Annotated in this window: 13 protein-coding genes; all 13 read right to left on the minus strand. The window is 47.2% G+C overall.

The window, feature by feature from the left end; translation table 11 throughout:
• Nucleotides 1-2: 2 nt before the first annotated feature.
• Nucleotides 3-1,634 (minus strand): response regulator, encoded by a 1,632-nt coding sequence (locus AC58UU_RS04975; protein WP_497313549.1) that lies wholly within the window; start codon nucleotides 1,632-1,634, stop codon nucleotides 3-5.
• Nucleotides 1,635-1,882: 248 nt separating this feature from the next.
• Nucleotides 1,883-3,460, minus strand: a complete 1,578-nt coding sequence (locus AC58UU_RS04980) for an extracellular solute-binding protein (RefSeq protein WP_497313551.1) — start codon at nucleotides 3,458-3,460, stop codon at nucleotides 1,883-1,885.
• The gene (locus tag AC58UU_RS04985) at nucleotides 3,450-5,780 is read right to left on the minus strand and encodes an AraC family transcriptional regulator (RefSeq protein ID WP_497313553.1); all 2,331 of its coding nucleotides are present in this window, start codon (nucleotides 5,778-5,780) and stop codon (nucleotides 3,450-3,452) included. The genes AC58UU_RS04980 and AC58UU_RS04985 overlap by 11 nt, the downstream gene beginning before the upstream one ends.
• 219 nt (nucleotides 5,781-5,999) lie before the next feature.
• On the minus strand, nucleotides 6,000-7,922 hold the full coding sequence (locus tag AC58UU_RS04990; protein ID WP_497313555.1) for a glycosyl hydrolase family 95 catalytic domain-containing protein: 1,923 nt from the start codon (nucleotides 7,920-7,922) through the stop codon (nucleotides 6,000-6,002).
• 407 nt (nucleotides 7,923-8,329) lie between these two features.
• The gene (locus AC58UU_RS04995) at nucleotides 8,330-9,967 is read right to left on the minus strand and encodes an extracellular solute-binding protein (protein WP_497313557.1); all 1,638 of its coding nucleotides are present in this window, start codon (nucleotides 9,965-9,967) and stop codon (nucleotides 8,330-8,332) included.
• Nucleotides 9,968-10,054: 87 nt separating this feature from the next.
• The gene (locus AC58UU_RS05000; RefSeq protein WP_497313559.1) at nucleotides 10,055-10,936 is read right to left on the minus strand and encodes a carbohydrate ABC transporter permease; all 882 of its coding nucleotides are present in this window, start codon (nucleotides 10,934-10,936) and stop codon (nucleotides 10,055-10,057) included.
• 13 nt (nucleotides 10,937-10,949) lie between these two features.
• Nucleotides 10,950-11,909: an ABC transporter permease gene (locus AC58UU_RS05005; RefSeq protein ID WP_497313561.1), complete on the minus strand. Its 960-nt coding sequence runs from the start codon at nucleotides 11,907-11,909 to the stop codon at nucleotides 10,950-10,952.
• Nucleotides 11,910-12,233: 324 nt separating this feature from the next.
• Nucleotides 12,234-12,392 (minus strand): dockerin type I domain-containing protein, encoded by a 159-nt coding sequence (locus AC58UU_RS05010; protein ID WP_497313563.1) that lies wholly within the window; start codon nucleotides 12,390-12,392, stop codon nucleotides 12,234-12,236.
• A 77-nt stretch (nucleotides 12,393-12,469) separates the two neighbouring features.
• Complete coding sequence (locus tag AC58UU_RS05015) at nucleotides 12,470-17,833, minus strand: endo-alpha-N-acetylgalactosaminidase family protein (protein ID WP_497313565.1); 5,364 nt, start codon at nucleotides 17,831-17,833, stop codon at nucleotides 12,470-12,472.
• A gap of 375 nt (nucleotides 17,834-18,208) precedes the next feature.
• Nucleotides 18,209-18,553, minus strand: coding sequence for a hypothetical protein (locus tag AC58UU_RS05020; RefSeq protein WP_497313567.1), 345 nt, complete (start codon nucleotides 18,551-18,553; stop codon nucleotides 18,209-18,211).
• Between the two features lie 72 nt (nucleotides 18,554-18,625).
• Nucleotides 18,626-19,477: a carbohydrate ABC transporter permease gene (locus AC58UU_RS05025; RefSeq protein WP_497313569.1), complete on the minus strand. Its 852-nt coding sequence runs from the start codon at nucleotides 19,475-19,477 to the stop codon at nucleotides 18,626-18,628.
• Nucleotides 19,477-20,358, minus strand: a complete 882-nt coding sequence (locus tag AC58UU_RS05030) for a carbohydrate ABC transporter permease (RefSeq protein WP_029195762.1) — start codon at nucleotides 20,356-20,358, stop codon at nucleotides 19,477-19,479. The genes AC58UU_RS05025 and AC58UU_RS05030 overlap by 1 nt, the downstream gene beginning before the upstream one ends.
• 77 nt (nucleotides 20,359-20,435) lie before the next feature.
• Nucleotides 20,436-21,752 (minus strand): ABC transporter substrate-binding protein, encoded by a 1,317-nt coding sequence (locus tag AC58UU_RS05035; RefSeq protein WP_497313571.1) that lies wholly within the window; start codon nucleotides 21,750-21,752, stop codon nucleotides 20,436-20,438.
• Nucleotides 21,753-21,836: the final 84 nt, after the last annotated feature.

Consider the following 21,836-nt stretch of genomic DNA (forward strand, 5'->3'; position numbering starts at 1 on the left):
CTTCACCCTTCCTCCCCGTGCTGTAGTTCTTTGCTGATTTTCTCACGAAACTCTGTTGGAGTAAGACCTACTTTTTTCTTGAATATTAAACTAAAATAATGAGGATCTCTGTAGCCTGTTTTGTCAGCGATTTCATAAGTTTTGAAATCGGTATATTTCAACAACTCCATGGCCTTCTCCATCCGGATTCGGGTAAGATATTCAATGAAGGTTTCCCCGGTGTGCGTTTTGAATATCGCACCAAAATAGCTAGGACTCATTTGAAGATGCTGGCATACATCGTTTACCGATAAGGTTTCATCTGAATAATTGCCTATGATATAGTCCTCAGCCACTACCACTTTATGCTTTGATATATTGTTTCTTTTGCCTGATATACATCCAATTACTTGTTTACAAATCTCCTTCAGCCACAGTTCGATTTCGTCTAAAGTCTTAAATGTATATATTTCAGCAAAAGGATTGATCGGATTTACAAACAACTCTAATCCTCCTAATTCATTTACCGTACTCATTAGTGTTACGCCGATTTTTTGAATATAGATTAAACACATTTGCATCGGAATTCGTGCCAGTTTTAAATTTTGCATGCAATCTTCAATAACGACATTAACTTCCTTAACCGTGCCTGTTTTCAAGACTAAAATAAGCTTTTTTTCCCACTCTACGGAAATTTCAACAGTGCTTTTATCATTTCCCTCTAGATCAGATAGGGAGATTACATTGTTTTTCCCCAATAAGAAACGATAATCTAACGCCGCAGCCGCTTTTTGATACGATATGGAAATTTCCTGTAAGGTGTTGCAAGCGGTTCCAATTCCGATAGTCACCGTAAACTTCAAGAATTTCTCCACACTTTGACGTGTTTCCTCCGAAAGGGCTTGAGCCAATGCGTATACGCTGTTCATATCATCACTAGAGAGAATAGACACGATTTTGTCGTCACGACTGCGAAAAACAATGCCGCCCTTCTTCTCACCCATAATTTCTTCTACAATATTATAGACCGCGAAGCGCATCAGTTCCTGTTCGGTTACTGTGAAGGAATTGCTTCGTTCACCAAAATCATCGACATCAATGACAACCACCAAACAACAATCTCCAGACAGTTTAATATTATAAAGGGCAAGCTTCTCATCCAACACTTCTTTCTTTAACACGCTAGTGATCATCGATTCAAGAAATCGTTCTCTTAGAAGCGGAAGGCTTTGATTGAGTTGAATTTTCAGCTTAATCAAAGCCTCTTTCTGCCTAAATTCCTCATCCATTTCCAATTTCACTTTATCCAGCACAGCCATCAACTGTTTGGAAGAAATCGGCTTCAACAAATAATCGTAAACCCTTAGCTTAATTGCCTGCTGTACATATTCGAATTCGTCAAAGCCTGTCAGCACAATTACCTTGGCGAAAGGGTATATTTCGGCAATTTGACGTGTTAGTTCAAGGCCGTCCATAAATGGCATATAAATGTCAGTCAACACCACATCAGGGATCTGCTCTTCGAATGATTCCAAAGCATCAATACCATTTTCAAAGCTACCTAAGAAATCGAACCCATGCTCTTTCCATTGAATGAGCTCTTCAATTCCTTCTCGCACTAACTCCTCATCATCGACTATGGCAATTTTGTACATAATCCCTCCACTTATCGTTTCTAAACCTATTTTATCATAAGCTCATCGTTTAAATCACTCCTATGATATATCATAAATCATGTATGATATGAAGAAAGAAGACAGGACGAAGCACAGTCGAACCTAGGCATACCCGGTATCGGATCCTTCGGCTGCAACGTGTAGACGACATCCTGCTTCGCAAGCCTCCCCATTTCTCACACCCGGTCCATAGATTAACCGGTGTGTGCATTTCATGCATAATCCGGTTATTTAATTACCGTATTCAGCTTTTTCCGTTCGTCCGGCAGCTTCGCATACTTTGCGCGGTACATGTCAAGCACCCGTCTGACCCCAAACTTTTCTAATTCTTCCTGAAAATAATTCCAATCCTTATCCATCGTAAGCTCTCCGGTCACGAATTTAATCAACTTCTCGGTCCGAAACTTATTGAGCGGTGTCATGACTTTCGTTATCTCAACCATTTCGTCTTGATTGAACGAGACGGTCGGTCCCGAGAAAAACCCAATTCGGCTCACGTTATCGTTATACATTCGCTGCCCTTCAAGCCCGACCGCCCCCCACTTTCTCGCATACTCCGCATCTTGGTCATAGGGCGGCCAGATGCCTGTGCGTCCGTCCACACCTAGCTGTTCAGGGGTTACCGTCCCCGTCGAATTCAGCTTCGTCTGCAGCTTTACGGCATATTTACGCTCCCCGTTCACCCATTTGAACGTCTCACCTTCGATGCCCCAATTCGTTAGCTCCATCATCTCATCGGAATATTGATAATCAAGCAGGCGAATGAGTTCATCGGTATGGTTTGAATGCGCATTGACGGCGATCACCCAATCTCCTTGCGAGTTTGCATACTGTACCGGTAGGAGTGCCTGCAGACCGTTCTCAGTGATGGGTGGTTGCACAGCTTTCAAGCTAAATAACGGATCTTGTTTTTTCCCTTTCTCTACCCACCCATCCATTTCTGTAAAATATTCGCCGAATAAAGCGAAGGTCTTGCCCTTCGTTATGTTTTCAAAAAATTGAGCATCAGAATCGGTTGTAAAATCGGGGTCGATCAATTTCGCTTCAAAAAATTTGTGGGCCAATTCGACCGCCTTCTTGAAATTGGGCTCAATCGGACCGAACTGAAACGTCATATCATCGTTATTGAAGTAAATGCCGCTTTGCGTATGATAAGCCATGAAGAAGTTATCGAGCAGATGATCCGGCCCCCAACGATTTGATATCGGCTTCGAATCAGGGTAAATTTGCTTGAGCCGTTTTAGCGAATCGTACAGCTCGTCGAATGTTTTGGGCAGCAGCATGCCGTTACGGTAAAAAATGTCTTCACGCAGCAAATAGCCGATGGGCATTTGCCCATACGTGTTGAAGCCGTCGATGCCGTAAAGTTTGCCATCCTCGGAGACGATGCTGTCGTAGATTTGCGGATATTTGTCCATCCATCGCTGTAAATTCGGCATTTGATTCAGATAGGGACGAAGATCGAGCAGCAGCCCCTGAGGACCGAACCGCTGAACCATTTCTTTGTTAATGACGAAAATATCCGGTTTATCTCCCGAAGTCGTGAGCAGTTGCTTGACCCGCTTCATATATTCGGTAACCGGAAACTGAATCCAATCGAACTTTATATGGGCACGACGCTCGAACTCGCGATCGATCAGCGTATCCCGTTCTCGTTCGAATGATGGGACTGCTGCTTTGACGATGATTGGCGGTGCGGATGCCGTACTGGGTGCCCGCTTGCCGAGGGTAACGGAGGCCGAAGAAAGCACCATCGCCGCACATATAGAGACGACGACAATCATCGTTCTTTTTTTATTCAGCAAGACCTATCCCCCCTTCAGCCTCGCAGCTGTAATTCACTTTGACGCCCTTGCGATATTCGTGCGGCGTCGTGCCTTCCAGCTTCTTGAACATACGGATAAAGGCGTTCGCGTTATTGAAACCGATCTGCTTGCCGATGTCATTCGCCGTGCAATCGGTACCGAGCAGCAGCTCCTTTGCTTTTTCGATGCGCAGCCGGTTAATGTAATCGGTAAACGTAACGCCTTTATGTTTCTTGAAATATTGTGAAACGTAGTTCGCATTCAGGTCGAAGCGATCAGCAATCGTTGTTAAATTCACTTCCGCCAAATTTGCCGCGATATAGTCGAGCATCCCGGTTAACGCTTGAGACGACTGTTGCAGCATCTGCACGTGCGCCGTCACTTTTCCGTATACATTGCGGCAAAGCGATTCGATCGGCAGCGGACTTTGCATCGTATTCACGCGTGCGATCATCTCACCGGCGGGCATGCCGAACATCGACTCTTCATCGATATGACGCGAATAAACAGTTTCCACGGCAAAATAGAGCAGGTCGCTCACCAATTGCCGGAATACCTTAAACGGCATTTGCTGCTTCTTCGCCCCTTCGAAGAGCTGATCCAATAAATGAGCGGCGCCCTCCACATGGCCGTTCTCCAAATATTTACGCATCGTCTCCTTTTTGTCCGCCGCAATCAGAGCGCCAGCCCCTCCCGGGTTGCTTTCCGCCTCTCCAAAGACGATGCCTCCGCTGCTCACGCTGCGCATATCAAGGATCGTACACGCATCCTTGTACGCCTTCCACGTTTGATCCAATTGCACGAAAATCGGACTAACGCCGACTGCCAGGCTTACTTCAACCCCATATTCCTCTTGATATCGCGTCAAAACGGCTTCAAGCTCCACGACCAACGCATCCACGCCGCCGGCATCCTGTTCTTGCAGAAAAAGTACACTTTCGTTCTCGGTCATATCGAGTACCGGCTTGTTTAAGGTGATCAGCTGTCGTTTATGCTCGGCTACCGCCAATTCGCTTCCTCCAGCAATACCGACTCTGACGACAGCCAGCGCGAAGAAACCCCCATCGCGGAAAAAATCGTATTTTTGCTGCAGCCGTTCAATATCTTCCTGATTTAGCTGCTGGTTCAATGCGCGGTACAGAAAGATTTGCAACAACGAAGGCAGACTTTCCTGCTGAAATTGCTGTAGCGTCGTTATATTTTCCTTGATATAGTCGTATTCGGACTTGCCGTTCTCGAAAGGTGCCTTCGCAAAACGTTTCACATAATGGACCACCTCAGCGAGCGGCGAGTAGATGCCGAACGTGAAGACGGCAGAAACGATCGTCCCGATCAACATGAACAAAGCGATAACGCCGATCGTCATGTATAGGAACTTATTGATCGGACCCGTCAGCATTTTTTCCGGTGTTACGATCAGGAAGCCAATATTGTTCCAAGATGACGGCTGAAACGACAACATATAGTTGTCTCCGTCAATCGACGCTTCCGAATCGGTTTTAACATCTTTCACATTCAAACTTAGCTCCCCGAGGTTGAACGTCCCGCCAAGCATCTTGCGGTTGGTCGCGCTTATAAGCCGGTTATGAAGCGTGTCGACGAGGTAGATGTCGCCTTTCTTCGTAATGTTCATGTTATCGATCATTTGATAAATTTTTTGCTCGTCTATGTTAACGATCATGTAGCTACGCGCATGAGCAACGCTTTCGATATTGAGGACAAGCGGGACGATTGTTTTGTACTTTTTCTCGCTCGACACACCGGTCTGCCTGTAAACGTCAGTCGCTGGAAATATGGTCGACACGATACCCTTCTCGATTTCGCCATTCCAAAACGGCTGGGAATAACCCTTATAGCGGTAATATTGGTTAAGGTAAAAAGCGGTTTCGTAGGAACCAGATCCGGCCAACACCGTATCGATGTTTTGAAAATAGATAAAGGCATCGTCCACTGTGTCATCGCTGATGTAAAGATCGTACAGCTTGCTGCTTAATGCATAGGTAGAAGAGGCGTAATTCTTTTGTGATTTGTCGGTCATGGATATCAGATTGAGATAGTTGGAATCGGACGAGATACTGTACCCCTTGTCTTTGATTTTGTTGAATAGGCCGTCAAGTGACGAAGAAACAGCGCGCAAATAATTGTGGTTCGCTTCCTTTGCGTCGTCGATCATCCTGTAATTCGAATACGCTGCGATCATGATAGACGATACCATGAGCAGCAAGGTCAGAACGAAAAAACGCAGAAAAATCGTGATCAGCGTCTTTTTATTCATACCTGTTGTAGCCTTGCGTGGAAACGATTTTATTAGTCGTCTCATGAATTCCCTCCTGAAACGAAAACTGTCATACAAACGTGAAAACGCGACGTATTGAAAGCGTATTCATATTTCTCATTGAAACGAGTATATCATGAATGCATGCTCATCCCAAAGGTAGCTAATTCCAGTTTGGAATATTCAAGCGGGGGTGTGAGCAGGAGTGGCGGCAAGCCATGTTCAGCCCTGCCGCCCATTCTCCACGCCTGCGTTAAACAAATCCTACAACATGGTAACCATACAGGACTCCCCTGCTTGCAAAAAGATTGTGAAAATGTCTTTCATTTCGCAAACGAGTTCATTTGTCTTATCGCCGATTCGAAATTGCAGTCTCTCGCTTTGGAAAACGTTCTGCACACGGAAAAAACCGCTACGTTCGGCATGCAGTTCTACATACTCAAGCCGGTTTGCACTCATTCTAGCCGAGACGAGCACGCCCATCTCCCCGCGGAAATCGCGGAACTCGACGTCATTTGCCGCCCATTCCCTGGGAATAGCCGGAAACGCACGGATCGTCTCGCCGTCCGTATGCAGCAGCATTTCCTGGAGCGCACAAATAGCGGCGAAGTTGCCTTCAAGCGTAAAAGGGCGGTAATGAAACATACAGACGCCCGCTTTTTTATAATCGCCATTCAGATGGAACCCGTTCGGCGAGCACGTGTAGTGCCACATTTGCTGCAGATGATAAATCGCCGCTTCGCCGTTGCCCTGCTGCGCGTACATGGCAGCCGCCCAAGCGAACGAATAGCCGACCCATTGGCCTTTGCCGAGCACTTCCAGATTAGCAATCGTCGCATCGGCAATCTTGCGATCCCTTTCCGAACCACGTCGGTCAAGCAGCTGCAACGGGTAAATGGCCATCATATGAGACATATGCCGGTGGCTTTCCATGAGGCACTCTTCCGGATTGACCATCAGCACGTTACGCTCGTTAACGGCAAGCTCCGGGAGTTTGGCAAGCACATCCGCCCATCTTTCTACATCGGCGGTGTAAGTGAGCCTTTCCGCCATATCGTGCAAACGCCTGAACAAATAAATAAGGAGTGCCAAATCGTAGTTGCTGATCGGCTCCAGCCATGCTTGGAGCGAATTGTCGTGAATCTCCGGCGAGCTCGATACCGGCAGCCGCAGCTTGCCGTCTTCTCCCGGCGTCAGCCATCGCTGCACGCAGTCCGCCGTTTCCTTGAAGTATACATACGTTTTGTCGCGCAAGAAATCACCGTCGCCCGTATACAGCCAATAATGGTCGAACGCCTGGCATACCCAAATGTGGTTCGTAATGCTCATGCTATACATCGGCCACCCGCCCATCGCACCGCCGGTAAGCGTCATGACAGATGGAAGGTTGATGCCCGGAGCATCGAAGAAGCTTTGCGCGAACCGCTTCGCCTCCGGCCGCAAGCCCCACAAGAAGTCGAGGAAGCTTTCCCCTTCTTCAAGATGATTCGCTTTCAAATAGTGCCAGTAGCTGAGCTGCGTATTCAAGTCATGATGATAGTCGCCTTTCCATGGGGGGAGCAGGCCTTCGTCTGCCGTCCACACCCCTTGCAGCGGCATCGGCGGAGAGCCTTTGCGCGAGCAGGATGCGAACAGGTAATTGTTCAAGTACCACATCTTCTCCGCTTCCGCGTCCGGCAAAGCGATCGAGCTCTTGCCCCAGTAGCGTTCCCACCAAGCGCAATGATCACGGAATGCGGCGTCAAACCCGGCGTCCAGCGCATCAATAACCTTCCGTTTGGCATTCTCTAACCACTGCTCGCCGTCATGGTTGGCAGCGATCGTATATACCGCTTCCCAATTGCCACTCGCCGTTTGCCTTTCGGCTACGACAATGGCATATTCGAGCTCTTGGCAAGTCCGCTGATAAAACCAGCTTACGTCTCCTTCATCATGCATCGTGGCGGCTGGGTAGCCGAGCCGGGTAAGACTCGTATGGAAAACAGGATCTGCAGAATTATGAGGCAACGTACCGGCGTAATCCGGCGGCACAATGTCCAGCCGTATTCCCTCGAAAGGAGTACCACCGATTTGGATATAGCCGAGGCCGTTCACTGCATGCAGGTAACTGTCCACCTTAACGGTACGATCACCGAAAGCCATTAGGACATGCGCGCATGCCTCGCGGATTGCGAGATGGCTCCTCACGTGATCCGCCGGCCTCCCGAAACGCAGCTCCAGCCGACCGGCCGGTAGCTTGGTTGGGTACGGATATTTTTCGTAGATGCTGTCGAATCGGCTGAGCAGCCCTTCTTGGTCACCGTGCCGAACGCATTCGATCATTTCCGCATAGGTGAACCCGGTGTCCATCACCTCAGGCGTCAGCCGCAAATCCCACAAATCGCCGCGGTCCAGGCTGAACCGAAGCGGCTCCCCGTTTCCCCACAGCAGGCATCCTGTCAATCCGTTGCCAAGCGGCAGCGCCTCGTCCCATCTTGCGATCGGCTGATCGAATATCAAATCATGCTTGTTCATCTCTATTACCTCCCCACATAAGCAGACAACTCCTTCCATGCGTTCTCACGCACGGAAGGAATTGACTGCTATAGCCTCGATTATTTTTTGACCTTATCATTCTGCAGCTTCAGAATCGACTCGTAGTCGCCCATTTTCTTAATCGTCGCCTGGAATTTGTCCCAATCGGCGAAGCTCATCTCACCTTTAATGAATTTGACGGACGATTCTTTTACGTACGTTTTGATCGGCGTCATCGTATTGGCGATACGATCGTTATCATCCTTCGTCAACATGATCTTCGGTGCGCGGTCCATCGGAGCGATCGATTCTTTGCCGCCGTATTTGTCAGACGCCATATAATAGTTTTCCATCTGCGCTTTGCCGCTGTTATAGAAGAGCACATCCGGAACTGAGGTGTACACGGCAATCCGCTCTTGCGGCGTAAACACGATACCAGGGCGGGTGCGCATCGATGCCGATACCCCAATTTTCGCCAGTTCGCCTACGAAGTCAGCCGAGCTTTTCAAAGCCGGCAGGTACTGTTTCTTGCCATCCTTCATTTCGTATGATTTGCCTTCGATTCCCCACATTAAGAGATCGATCATTTTGTCGTTGTATTGATAATCAACCATCTTCACGAGCTGCTCCGGGTTTTTGGCTTTTGCCGAAATAACAAGGCCATAGCCGTTATTCAGCCCTTTTCCTTTCGGGTCGCTTCCGTATTTCCACGATTTCCCGTATTTGGGGTTATCGGCATTCATCGAAAGCGCCCATTTGACACCGGCTTCTTTATTCGCATTGAAATCGGCCACATAACCGGACCAGATGAGCGGGTACATGAACGATTTGCCGGTCGACGCCTTCGGCTTCGCCTGATCCATCTCATCCGACCAGTAAGCCGGATCGAGCAGCTTCTCCGTATACAGCTTGTTCAGGAAAATCAGCGCCTCTTTGTAGGCTTCTTCCGTCGGCCCGTATACGTACTGTTTGCCGTTCCAGTAAATTTCGCCGTTCGTATGGTTCGCGTTCAAAATGCCGTCGTAACCCAAATACTGTTCGCTTTGCGCAATCGGATAGGAGTCCGGGTAGAGCGCTTTCAGCTTTTTAGCTGCATCGTACATTTCGTCCAGCGTAGTCGGCACCTTGATATTGTTTTTCTCGAAAATGTCGAGGCGGTATGCCGCTGCGTATTGGCTGGGCTCGATATCCGACGGATTCGAGAAGCCGTCGTAGAACGCGAACAGTTGCTTGTTTTTATTCATCAAATATTGTTCGTTATTATCTGTGGCAGTGATGAACTGCTTATAGTTGGGCATTTTGTCCATGTACTTGGAAAGGTCCAGGAACAAACCCTGCTCGCCGTATTTAATGATATTATCCTGACTGCGCACGAGCATGATATCAGGAATGTCTCCGCTTGTCAGCATCACCTGCGTTTTCTCCTTGTATTCACCCCACGGAATGCGCGTCCACTCAATTGTCACTTTGGCTCCCAAGTACTTCTCGATTTCCTTCTCGAACTCCTGCTGCACGATTGTACCTGTCGGATCGCCTCCAAAATGCGGAATAACGACCTTCAACTTCAGTTCCTTTGCATCAGAGGCGGCCTTGCTGCCGGAATCGCTTGCCAACGGCGACGCCGACGAACCACTTTTACCCGAATCGCTTACACAACCGCTTAGGAACACAGTTGTTAAGAGGATTGCTGATACTAACATCGTCATTGATTTTTTCACATAAATTCCCCCTTTGATTTGATGAACATGGATTCATATCTCAAAGCTTTTCCCGAATACGAAATCGGGAGATGCCTGTAAGATCGACTACCCTTTGATCGAGCCGAGCATAACGCCCTTGATGAAATACTTTTGCACAAAAGGATACATACACAGAATCGGCGCCATCGTGATGACGATCGCCGCCATCTGGATATTTTTCGGGTTGATTTGCCGGTTCTGGATCATATCCCTCACCTGCCCGCTCTGCCCTTCCTGCTGGGTAAAGATGATACTGCGCAAAAACATTTGCAGTGGATATTTATTCTCATCTTTCAAATAAATAAGTGCATTAAACCATTCATTCCAATGCGCCACGATCGTAAATAGCGCGAAGGTGGCGAGCAGCGCCTTGGAAAGAGGCAAGTAGATGCGGAAAAGCACGGTCAAGTCGTTGGCGCCGTCCATATAAGCCGACTCTCGAAGCTCAGATGGGATGTTTTGAAAAAACGTTCGAAAGATGATGACGTTATACGCGCTGATGCAGCCGGGAACGACCATGACCCAGAACGTATTCAGCAAGTGCAGCTCTTTCATGATCAAGTAAGTCGGGATCATCCCGCCGCTAAAAAACATCGTAACCGCAAGAAAAATGGTAATAGCCTTTTTCAATCGGAAATCGGAAACCGTGAGCGGATACGCCATCATCGATGTCAGGAAAAGTGTCAACAATGTGCCCGTCGCAGCGTACAGCACCGTGTTTTTGTAGCTGATATAGAGCATCGGGTTGTCGAAAATCACCCCATACCCTTTGACATTGAACCCTTTCGGGTACCACGAAACTTGCCCGAGCGAAATGAAATCCGCGTTGCTGAACGAAATCGCGATGACATTGAGCAGCGGATAAACCGTAACCACCACAAGCAGCAGCATGAACCCGTAATTGGCTGCGTCGAACAAGCGCGATCCTAACTTTTGTTTGTAATGCAAACGTCTCACCTACCTACCATAAACTTGTTTCCGAAAATTTGCGGGACATGCGGTTGGTCATCAGGACAAACAGGAACGACACCACGGAAAGCATCAATCCGACGGCTGCGCCATATTCGAAACGTCCGCCTTCCAAACCAATCCGGTACACATACGTGCCGATGACGTCAGCTTTTTCGTACGTACTGGGGTTGTACATGAGCAGCACCTTCATGAAATCGGTGCCAAGAATGCCGCCTACGGACAAAATGAACAAAATAATTGTCGTCGGCAAAATAGTCGGAATGGAAATGTGCTTCGTCTTCTGCCACCGGTTCGCTCCGTCGATCGATGCGACGTCGTACAAGGTCGGATCAGCATTGCTGAGCGCAGCCAAGTAAAGAATCGTTCCCCAACCAATGCCCTGCCAAATACCAGAACCGACGAACAACGTCCGGAAATAAGAGGGCTCCGTCAGATAATTAATCGGCTCCATGCCAAACAACCCGCTAATCGAATTAAACAAGCCATCAAGTGACGTAAACTCCTTAATCATCCCGATGATGATAACGGTGGAGATGAAGTGCGGGAAATACGAAACCGTTTGCAAGAATTTCCTGAATGCGATCGCCCGAATTTCATTAAGCAGCAGCGCCAAGACGATCGGCGCCGGAAACCCGAATACGAGTCCGTAAATGCCGAGCACTAGCGTATTTTTGACGGTTCGCAGAGCCATCGGATTGTTCAGAAATTCTTTGAAATATTTGAATCCGACCCAATCGCTTCCCCATATGCCTTTAGCCACGTTGTAATCTTTGAATGCGATCAGCACCCCGTACATCGGAAAATAGGCAAATATAAGCACAATCAAAAAGCCGGGCAGCACCATCAAGTACAAATACTTATGACGCCAATAGTCACGTAAAAAGCGGCTCTGTCCGCTTGTGCCGGGACGCGCTTCATGCGTTATGTTGGCTGATACCGGCTGATTCATGAGGCAATCGCCCTCCTTTTCGTTTAAAAAGCCAACCTGTACCGGGGCCCCGATGGAACAGGTTTTAGATCTCATCGCAAAGTACCCGAATTGGAAATGACTTTGCTTAATATGTCCGTCATGTAACCAACGATAGACGACACCTATTCTCCGTGCAATGGATAAATCATTAGATCATCACCATTTCGTTAGGTTTGACGATATAAAATTTGTTAGCCATACATAAAGTAAGCAGCATACCGTTCTAGCGGCAGGCTGCTTCCTTTGTTGTGCTTATATTGTAGAACCCCTGTTAACCGATCCTGAAGACCTGAAGGGTATCCGCTATTCCGTTATTTTCGACGCAATCGCCGCAAGGTCAGTGATATCAATTTTGTTGTCGCCGTTCGTATCAGCCGCTTTAATCTGCTGCCAATTCGGATCGGATGCCGTTTTTCCGTAATTGACCGCAGCCAAGGCCAGATCGCCGATGCTCACCGTCATGGGCGAGGCGGTTATCCCGTACGGGGCTATGGATAATATGGAAGTCGACTACCTTCAGATAAGGCAAGCATTCTTAATTATTTTTGGGACAACAAATATTGAGCATCCCGAAGCAAGTAGTTTGCGGCTTGGCTTGAAATATGCTTGCCGCTCTGTGCCTTCACTTCACTAGCAAAATCAGCCAAATTGTTCGCAGTCAATTTATGCTGCAAGCTATTAGCGATTCCCGCATTATCGATCCACCCCTTATTAGCAAAGTGTGTTACTAATGCCTGCAAGGAGTCGACGCTCGTCGTGGTCTGAAATAAAACAGTTTGGCTGCTTGCGTTCCCCGCCAGATCACTTGCTGTTACGATCAAAGCATGCGAACCCAAAGGCAATGTATAGAGAGGAATCGATTTCCCTTGCTGCAGCCCGTACGTATCTAGCGTCATTGTAGTTTTACTGGCGTCAACCCCTGACAGGCCATCGTTCAGTGTAATGACAGGTACAATACTCTCGGCATCGCTAAACGTACCGTACACCAATCCGGTGACGGTGATTGTCGGAGCAATCGTGTCCAGATTGAAGCTGATCGTTTTTGGCTGTTCTATGTTGCCGGCATTGTCCGTCGAACGGTAGCTCACGGTGTTCTTGCCTTCTTGGCTTAACGTCACAGGCGTACTATAACTTTGCCACGTATCACCGCCATCCAGACTGTACTCTGTTTTGGCAACGCCGGACATATTATCGGCAGCGCTAAGGCTTAGCGTTAGAGGATGAACATACCATCCGTCCAATCCATCCGGCTGTGGCGGCGTGGTATCAGCCCTCGTCGTTGGCGCTGTATGATCTGGCGAGCCAATTGTAAAACTAAGATTGCGCGGTTGCTCAACAAGTCCCGCTTGATCGGTCGAGCGATACATCAACATGTACTGGCCTTTCTCTACGAAAGTAACGGGCGCTGTATACTGCACCCATGTACTCCCGTTATCCAGACTGTACTCCGTCTTTTTCACACCTGACAAATTATCATTGACACTTGCTGTAACTGTGACAGGAGTGAAGTATTCTCCATTGGGTCCATCCGGTTGTACCGGTGACTTGGTCACTGTTGAGACTGGTGCCGTCTTGTCGATTTTAACAGTTGCCGTCTTTTGGGCTTCTGTGTTGCCTGCGCCGTCTACGCTCCAATATTTAATTGTATGAACGCCCTCTGTTGTCAGCACGACAGAGGTTCCGGTTTGCTGAGCTCCACCGTCGACGATGTAATTTGTCGTCAAAACGCCGGATACGCTACCCGTTGCGTTCAGGTTTACCGTGGTGTCTTGATTGACCCAGTTTGCCGGTGCATTATCCGTAGTCGTTAGTTCTGCAATGGGAGATGAATAAACGATATTGTCGAAATTCGTATTTGAACCAAACCAACCTCGAACACCTATTTTACCTGCAGATGTGGGCAATTGGGTCAACGAGCCGCTATAAATCTGATTTCCGTCTACCCATACTGTAATATTGGAGCCGATAAACTGGACTTTCAACCTGTAGGTAGTTCCGCTTACTAACGCTGGACCAGTGTCCGTTAACGTTCCGTACTGCCCAAGCCCATTGTCCCAAACCCAATTGTTAGTCGAATTATACCCGATACCAGCCCATGAAGAAGCGGATGCATATCTGAATATGAGCTCGACTCTTCCATTCGCATTTTGCGGCGTCACTTGAGCCTCATAAACACCGTCGGCCAGCGCGGGCGAATTGCTATCCACCGCGATCGTACTGTTTGGTGCATTAAGATTTAATACGCCCGACTGTACGGTCAATGGACCTGTGCCAATAACATCGTTCCAACCTCCAATGCCGTTGCTGAAATCCTGTGTATAGGCTCCAGTTGCACCGAGAGTGCTTCGATAAACGTTGATTTCAGCTGCAGACGCCCAACCATTGTATCCTTTCGTTGCTTCCAACTTGACAAATGCTGCGCTTGTCGATGTAAACACAACGCTTTTTTCCTTAGCGTCTGTATCCCATGTTCCGCTTGCTGCTTTTGTAAAATTAATTCCATCTGTGCTCGTATACAAATTGTAATTCGTAATCATCCCGTTTTTTCCGGATTGCCTTGGAAGATATTTAATTTGGTTTATGCTAAAAGTACCGCCAAGATTTAATGTAATAGATTGCGGAAACTGGTTGGGATTATCCCACCTGGTATGCCAAATCGTTGACTCGTCATCGTCGAGTACATTGGACGGGCCATTATCTTCATTTTCAGTTTCCGCATCTGTAGCCGTTGCAGTCATCTGTGAATGGGGAATCTTGTTAGGATCGATAGTAGACTGATCCGTCGGAATATTTTGGCTCGGATCCCCTCCAAGCGTAATAACTAGTTCATCCATGACGAAATCTGTAGCGCCCGCCTTTTTCTTAATTCCGAACCAAGATTGGCCAGATGATGAAGCTACGAAAGCTGCCTTGAATGTTTCTGGCGAACTGGCTTCCTTTAATGTAGTGGTCGATTGTATCGTCGTACTGTCGCCAATGACGAAAGCGTAATCTGACGCTGCACTTTCATATTTAAACTTCACCGTATAAGTCGTGCCAGGGATGAACCTTACCGTCTGCGGAATGGTCTGGTATAGCAGTCCCGAAGATTCCTTATACGCTTTAAGTGAATAATTTCCACTTATTACGTCGTCAATTGCCTTCCCGTTCCAGCCTTTTTGTGTATACGGAGCGTGAAGCTCTGACAGATGTGTTCTCGGGTCGTTCGTCCCTCCAGCTGGGCCTTTTACAAACGGGTACCATCCTTGGAGTGTATTTTCGAAATCCTGAACGAAGTAGGCTCCATCCGGATTCGGCGTCTTGACCATTTTTCCGATACGCACGTCGTCGAAGGTAACCGTCGATGTGCCGCTGTCTGCTTTCAAATATAGCGTCGCTGTTGTGGACCCTGCAGGGACATCTAAGAACAGGTACATCCGCTGCATATTCGTATCGCGTTTAGAATCGGCTTGAATATAGTTGCTCCATAGCGAGCTGTCTGCATAATTACTGACCTCTGGCCCACCGTAATTATTAACGCCGATGTACGCTTTACGTCCGTTGCTTGTGGACACATAAACGGATGCATAATACGTTCCTTCCGAAAGGCCGGTGATTTGCTGACTTACGGTCGCGCCGCTGCCGCTGCCAATCTTAAGTTCATATTGACCGCTAGGGTTACGCTCAACCGAGGTGTCGCTCCCTGCAACTGTCCAGGCATTCAAGTTCCCACTGTTGAATCCCGGGTCCTTAACCTGTGTGCCCTCACCCCAGTTGACAGTAGGGTTAGCCACTGCAGCTCCCTTGTAAACGACGTAGGGGGTTTTTGCAATTGCATTTATCGCAATCTGGTTATTAGAAACAGGCAGATCGCTAATCAATTGTTTTCCTTGATCTGTAAGCTGATAAAGCTTGACGGTTTGCAAACCTGCCCAGCTGGACGGCAATGTCCACGTCGTATTTCCGCCGTCTGCATTCCAGTGATAAAGTTTATCTTCTGCCTCCGGGCTCCAGGGCAGAAGATATTTATTGCCGTTAAGTACGGTTATTCCGTCCTTCGTTATAACTCTCGACCCGCTTGCATTGCTCACACTTACGTTATTTTCAAAATTGATCGTATCTCCGGTCCACTTCATGATTTTGAAATGCTGCATGTATTTGGTAGGCAGATTCGTCTCAAAGGTTACTTGAATGGCCTTGTCGTAATCTCTATTCCCTTGCCAGCCTTCAAAGTCCGTCACTTCTGCGCCACCCAATAGCGGATTCCGCGCAATCCAGGTATCCTTCTGGTGGTTGCGGATAAATCTTGCGATCTGGCTATTGAAGCCCTTGATCGTAGACCCTCCGTAGTTGTAGTCTACCGCCCAGTGATACCAGACTGAATCATCTTCAAGCACATTCGGGAACTCCGTTGTCGTTGTCCAACCTAGCGAGTTTATCTCACGTGCCAGCTTCCGTCCGTTCCACGCCTTTTCAAACCATGCATCCACGTACATGAAGTCAAGGCTTGGCACTGCATTTTTAAGCTGCTGCAGGCGGTTCAGCCTGTTATTAGACGTACCTTCGTTGCGCATCTGGGCGGTATTGAGGTCATACGCTGGATCCAACCAGTCCCATCCAGGATGATTAACATCTCCCAACGTATCGGAAAATACACTTGATTCAGGCTGCAACCCGGTAGCTCCGATATGAACGCCTACAAATCCGTTGTATTGATGTGCGGCACTGGCCATCTGTTCCAAATCGGCAGCTCCGCCCTGACGTTTGCCAACATAGCGATAATCAAATTGATTCTGGTCGTGCCCTTCCCCCTGGTAGCCCTTATGCTCAATCCATTGTCCCAAACCATCCGTATTCAGGTATACCCTCTTGGTTTCATCCAGTGTTTTCAAGAACGGATTGGTTGCTTCACTGGCGAAGTTCATGGGAATACGGAACACGGCTAGGTCCGGTACGCGGTCAGAGCCCAGCGGGACGTTCATGATACTCCTGAAAGCGATTGCCCCGTCTTGCCAGTCGACTGTTCCGTCACTGTTGGCATCGGGCGAGATGGCTACCTTTGCGCTTGGCAGCGGTTCCGGCGATACCGAACCGCTGACACTGCAAATCCATGGATAGCTCCAAAGGCCTGTCCTGTAGTAGCTTCCCTTGTTTACCGTCTGTTTCAGAATGCGCTCGTTATTGTTATCTGTCGAGTAATCGGCAACAGCATTTGTCCATAAGCTTCCTGCAAGCTGGCTTGTGTTTACAATCCCATACAGGTAGTTTACAGGTGAACTATCTGTAGTCGGAGCGCCTGTAACCGATTTAAAAGTGTCGCCAGAACCGCTTACAGCCGTATACATTCGAGACCCTGCGAATGCCGCTCCGCTTTCTGTGCTCCTTACCGAGAGCAGATTCAAGTTCGGGATTTCCAGTTTAGCAACCTTTGTCGAACCATTTTCAACTATATTCGTAACTTGATATAGAAGGGTATTCTCCACAACCTGCAATTTCATGTTGATATCAACACCAATGGGAGCAATTTCAAGCTTATAATTGGCTGTGTCCGAAGTTGAAGAAGACTCATAGGTGACAGTAGGCGTATACGAAATCCCATTTATATTGATTTGGGACATAGCGTCTTCCTGGCCATACATCACTGCACCGTTGGCTAACCATTTATACTGAATTACACTTGGAAAATTCTTATCAACCATAACGCTCATTACGTTAGAGGAAATGGCTTGTGTCTGCGACGGGTCCTGTAGCGGTTCCGTCACGGTTTGGTTTGGGCTATTGGAGGAAGCTTCACCCCCAGATGTAGCGCTTTCATTCCCAGTCGGAGAAATAGCAAGCGCCGTAGACCACGATAAAAGCAGCTGCAGCGTTAAAAAAATAGTGAAGAGTTTTCCTAAGCGTTTTCTTTGTTTGGCTATTCCCATAACGTTCATCCTTTCTAAAATAAACATTTGAAAGCTTTCACCCGAATTTCCCTTCGAAGGACGTTTGTTAATGACGAATCATTTTACATATTTCGGATAGCTACACCTCCTAGTGTCATGATTAGTCTCTTGGCTCTAATAAATAGCATAGTGCAGTTGGAAGTGCATTCACATGATATCTTTTGAAGAAAAGATGATGTTTTTTGGTTAAATGTACCATTTTACAACAGACACTATCGGTGAACTTTACTTTACAAAAAAGGAGCGCTATATGGAGATCACCAAACGGTACAAGAACGACCTTTGGACGATTACATTAAGCACTCCGAACTAGTATTCTACTCTCTCCCTAAACGATCACGATATGCTTTCGGACTATATCCAGTCATCTTCTTGAACATTCAGCGTCCCAAGTCCATGAATCGCAGAATGTGCATGCACTAGAAGCTGTTTCACATAGTACAGCATTTCTTCCAGCGTATCGTTTTGTTTAACCTCATCAAACGGATCGAAAACGCTAATCTCCTCCAACCGAATGCCTTTGGTATAAAGAACTGCTCCGAGCTCCCACAACCCATCGACGAAAAAAGCTCTCATTCTGTCTAGAAGCTCCTGCCTCACACCTTGGAATCGCTTCTCCAATTGTTTAAACACGCGTTCCCACTGACTTGCTTCAGGATGCTTCAGCGCTTGAAGCAGCGCCAATCTCCTTGATTTCAAATCGCCCCACAATTCCTCTTCTCTATCTTCTACTCAAGTCATCCCCCATTTTGAAGTTCGTCTGCCAGGAAACTAACCTTTGATGGCTCCATCCATCAAGCCTCTAAAGATGTAGCGTTGGAACACGATGTAAAACAGCATACTGGGAAGCAGCACTAGGATGATACCTGCACAAAGCGCCACCAGATCTGAGCTCCGCTGACCGACAAAAGCCATGAGAGCCGTCGGCAAAGTTGCAAGCTCCTTTTTTGGCATATATAAGTTTTGCACATAAATATCGTTCATAATGGTTACGCTCTTAAGAATCCCGAGCGTAGCGGTCGCCGGTAACAGCAGCGGGAAAATAATCGAGCGGAAAATGCGGAAATAGGATGCACCATCCATCATCGCGCTTTCATCTAGCTGCGCTGAAATTTTTTCCATAAACTGGATGTAAATATAGATTTGCATAATGTCCGTGCCTACGTAAATGAGCAGCGGAGCACCCAATGTATTGTACAGACCCATGGCGTGAATCAGCTGAAAACGTGCGATCTCCGTCGTGTATGTCGGAATGATCATCGAAACCATGAACAGCAGCAGCACCACTTTTTTCAGTTTAAAATCAAAACGATTGAGCACAAATGCCGTCATCGTGCCGAGCAGGGCATTACCAGTCATACTAACAACGACCATCACCAAGGTATTGCGCAAACCAAGCAGAATGTGACCTTCGTTGAAGGCTTTTACAAAATTCTCGAAATGCAAGAAATTGCTTGGCAGCGAGAAAGGTGATGTCGCCCCCAGTTCTGCATTTGTCTTCAGCGAGCCGAATACGACAAGTAGAACCGGAATGAACACAATCAAGCACATCGCTATAAAAAATATATAGTACAGGACATTACTGAGCAATTGGCGTTTGCTCTCGGTAAGTGTGACTTCCATTAAGACTCGCTCCTATCTTTAATGATCCAATTTTGTATAGACGAGAAGCAGATGATCAAGATCAAAAGACTGACCGCCATGGCCGAAGCAAGACCGTAATTGTTATAGGTAAACGCTGTTTGCAAGGAAAACAAACCAAAAGTAGAACTGGCTGTTCCAGGTCCACCGCCTGTCATTACATAGGGGATATCGTACTGCAGCAGCGCGCCGGAGATGTTCAGGAACAAAATGATTTCCATCACACGCCGAATGCCAGGCAAGGTAATATGGCGGAGCTGCGTCCAAAAACCAGCGCCATCCATTTTGGCAGCTTCATATAGATCAGTCGGAATCGACTGCAAGCCCGCCAGAATGAGGATGATATGAACACCGCTGAAGCGCCATAGAGATACAGCGACCAGCGAGTAATTTACGATACTCAAGTTACTTAACCAACCGGTAATGAGCGACTCCAGTCCCATCCATTTGAGCAGTTCGTTGAGCGGCCCATTCACAGGGTTATAGATGTAGCTGAACATATAAGCGACGGCAATACCGTTAATAATGTAAGGCATAAGCACCGTAAAACGAAAAAACGAACTTCCGCGTATCGTGCGATTGAGCAGCACCGCTGTCATCACTTCAATAGGAATGAACAGCAGATGGACGATAAAGTAGATGCCATTGTTACCAATAGCTTTCCAGGCATCCGGAAAATCAAAAATCAGTTTTTTATAGTTATCAAACCCGATGTACTTCAAACTCTCACTGTATCCGTCCCAATTCGTTATGCTGTAACGAAACAATTGAAGCGTGGGATAGATGAGGAACAAGAGCATGAGCGCAACCGGAATGAACAAAAACGACCAAATGATAACTTTTTTCTGTAAGCTATAACTCATCTCCACTCACCCCTAAATCTCTATTGATAGGAAAAGGGTACTATTCCGTCTCGCTCAAATAGTACCCTCTATCGTCATTACTTCGTTGAATCGATCGCTTTCTTCCATTTATCATTTAATTCTTTTTCAATCCCATCGATCGGTTTACCGGCAAAAATGCTTTGTGCGGCTTTCTTCGGATCGAATTGTGCAGCAGCGCTCACTTTTGCATAGGCCTCATCTGTTCCGTAATAAACAAACGGTTTAGAAGGATTAGCTGTTGTCCATTTGTTGAAGAACGGAAGATCCGAAGTGATGCCATTAACCGTGGAAAATTGTTGTACTTTATTGACTAAACCTGAGTAGACGTCTTTACTGAACATCCAGTCCATGAATGCTTTGGATTCTTCGACGTTTTTGGTGTTTTTGTTAATACCGATGTTCATATCGGACATCATCATCGAAGACAGATCGCTGCTTGTCGACTCGCGGAAAGGAAGTGGGAACACGCCCAGATCATCATCCGTCGTCACTTTCTCCATGTAAGAAGGATAGTACCACTGACCAAGAGCAATCATAGCTGACTTCTTCGCTTCGAAGGACTGCGTAGACTGGTCGAACGAAACAGACAGCGCATCAGGACCTGCGTATTTCTTATCAGCAATTACCTTGATCGCCTTACCTACTTTATCAAAGTTGCTGCTATCTCCAAATGGCGCAGGATTTTTGGCCAGGTTCGCCAAGTAGTTCTCATCGCCAGATAAAATATGCGGGCCGAACTCCATCAATGGATAGAATGTCCAATCATCTTTGGCACCAATGGAAATTGGTGTGTATTTGCCATTCGTTTTGATCTTATCCATTGTCGTGATAAATTCTGGAAACGTTTTCGGAATTTCCAAGCTCAACTCTTTGAAAATACTTGGATGGAAATAAACAAATTCAGAGAACGAGATGAGTGGAAGGCCTAATACTTTGCCATCAATTTTAGTCGGAAACTTGTTGTTTTTGGCCGCATTTAACTCATCCAGAGGCAGCAGCGCCTGCTTGTAAATTTGCATGTGGCTCGGCTTCAAGTACATCAAATCAGGCAAATCGTTTGCCGCCAATCTTACCTTCAAGTATTGCCCTCCGTTATCAGGCACCTTTTCCACTTCAACGGTTACATTCGGCTTAAGCTTGTTATACTCTTTCGCCTTCTCTGTCCAATACTCAAAATCAACTTTCGTGTCCCACATGGCGAGCTTCAGCTTCACCGGTTGAGCTGGCTTAGCCGTCTGCTCCGCTGCTTTAGTCGCTTCCGGCGCTGCGCTTGCCGGTGTTGATGCAGGCTTTGTACCTCCGCATCCTGTCAAAGCCGTCATGGCCACTAAACTAACCAACGCTAAAGAACTTGCCCATTTTCTCTTCTTCATCGAATTGACCCCCCACTTGATATCGATTAGGTTGTTTGTACCTTGTATTTATCATAATCGATTGTTTAACGCAGCCGAATGATC

The organism is Paenibacillus sp. JT22N1 (assembly GCF_059692155.1).